General features: G+C 33.2%; 3 protein-coding genes. All 3 read left to right on the top strand.

What is annotated here, in order from left to right; all coding sequences use genetic code 11:
• A partial coding sequence (locus tag DWX29_RS12450; protein ID WP_199663701.1) for an HNH/ENDO VII family nuclease occupies positions 1 to 372 on the top strand: 372 nt, incomplete at its 5' end.
• A gap of 10 nt (positions 373 to 382) precedes the next feature.
• On the top strand, positions 383 to 916 hold the full coding sequence (locus DWX29_RS12445; RefSeq protein ID WP_147365064.1) for an ankyrin repeat domain-containing protein: 534 nt from the start codon (positions 383 to 385) through the stop codon (positions 914 to 916).
• On the top strand, positions 909 to 1229 hold the full coding sequence (locus tag DWX29_RS12440; protein ID WP_118565972.1) for a DUF2185 domain-containing protein: 321 nt from the start codon (positions 909 to 911) through the stop codon (positions 1227 to 1229). Before DWX29_RS12445 ends, DWX29_RS12440 begins: the two co-directional genes overlap by 8 nt.
• Positions 1230 to 1588: the final 359 nt, after the last annotated feature.

The raw sequence follows: 1588 nt of genomic DNA, 5'->3' as shown, positions 1-1588 counted from the left end.
GGAAAACTAGCAGGGTTTATGGCAGATGAAGCAGGAAGCGTGTCGTATGAGGGTGGTAGTGGAAGTAAACCATATACAAATAGTCGCCCATCTTATGGTAAAAATCAAGTAAATGAAGTTTGGGAGAATGCGAAAGACCCTATTACAGGAAAAGTTTATGACCCATCTGGCGTTGAAATTACATGGGATAAAACTAAACCGAGAAATGGTCAATGGGATATGGGGCATATTCCTGGTGAGAAATACTCTGAAATGCATCAATTATATATGGATGATGTGATTTCAAAAGATGAATTTTTAGAATGGTATCGTAATCCTAAAAATTACAGACCAGAATTACCTAGTACAAATAGAAGTCATAAATATGAGTGAGGAAATAAAAATGAATATTGAGAAAGCAGATTATGGGACAATTGTTAAATTTGGTACATTAAAAGATTTATATGAAAAAATAAAGTTAAAAGACGATAATGTATCTGATATCATTAATTGGGTAGATGATAGTGGAATGAGTATTCTTGAAAGAAGCTTAGTATCCAGAAAATTTGAAATATCAAAATTTTTACTTGATAACAATGCAAAAGTAAACATAGTGTCAAAAGAAGGGAATAATGAATTTCATTTTTTGGCTCCCAATATAAATTGTATCGAAGCAGTTGAAATCGGAAAATTATTGCTAAGTAAAGGTACTTCGGTAATGCAAAAAGATGTAAAGTATGGTAATACAGCCTTTTTCTCATTATGCATGGAAGCTTTTAAGGAACGTTCAGAGAGTACAATGAATTTTATTGAAGAATGTTTTGAACAAGTAACAGATGTTGATGAGAAAAACAAGAATGGATTTAGCATTCGCAAACTGATTATGGAAAGGGGAAGCGATGAACTAAAAAAAAGATTGGAGGAAAAATATGCATAGCACAATGAACTTAGGAGGTTCTGTTGTTTCAAAGAATATATTAGAAAAAAGAGGACGAGTAAAATGGTGTTTTAGAGAAGAGAGTGTAAATAATATTGATAATGGGTGGAGATTTCTTTCGGAAATAGATACAGATGAATTTTTGGCAGATTCAAAAAACATGGTCATCTGTGATTGGGGCACAATTTTTGAAATAGAGCCTGCAATTGCTCCAATTTTTGAATTACCAATTGGAACAGAATTGACCTTAGAGTATGATGGCTCACAAAAATATTTTGTAAATTCTGAAACCGGAGAGAAACTTATATTTTAATTAGGGTTATACTTTTGGACTTCCAATAACCTACAACTCTTGCACGTCTATTAATTAACCATCATGGCTGCTGCGAAGCAATTAAGAATCCATGATGTTAATTAATAGACACTAGCGAAATTTTGCGGAGTTGGGTATACGAAAGGACATTGCAAAATCAAGATAGAATATTTCGAAAGATACCTATCTGGATAAAAACTACGGGTGAAATAAAGAAACGAAAACATAATACAAATCGGTTTCAGGCACCGAAGTCAGTAAGAAAAAGAGTATGTGTGGGACTACACGGAAAAATATCCGGTACTGCTTGAAGAAAAGGAATCAGATGGTACAATTGTAAGGTACACATATGCAGGAAA

It is taken from the genome of Eubacterium sp. AF19-12LB (assembly GCF_003479125.1).
GTDB lineage: Bacteria > Bacillota > Clostridia > Lachnospirales > Lachnospiraceae > Eubacterium_U > Eubacterium_U album.
The sequence above is the reverse complement of the archived record's forward strand: the minus strand, read 5'-3'. Positions and strand labels throughout refer to the sequence as shown.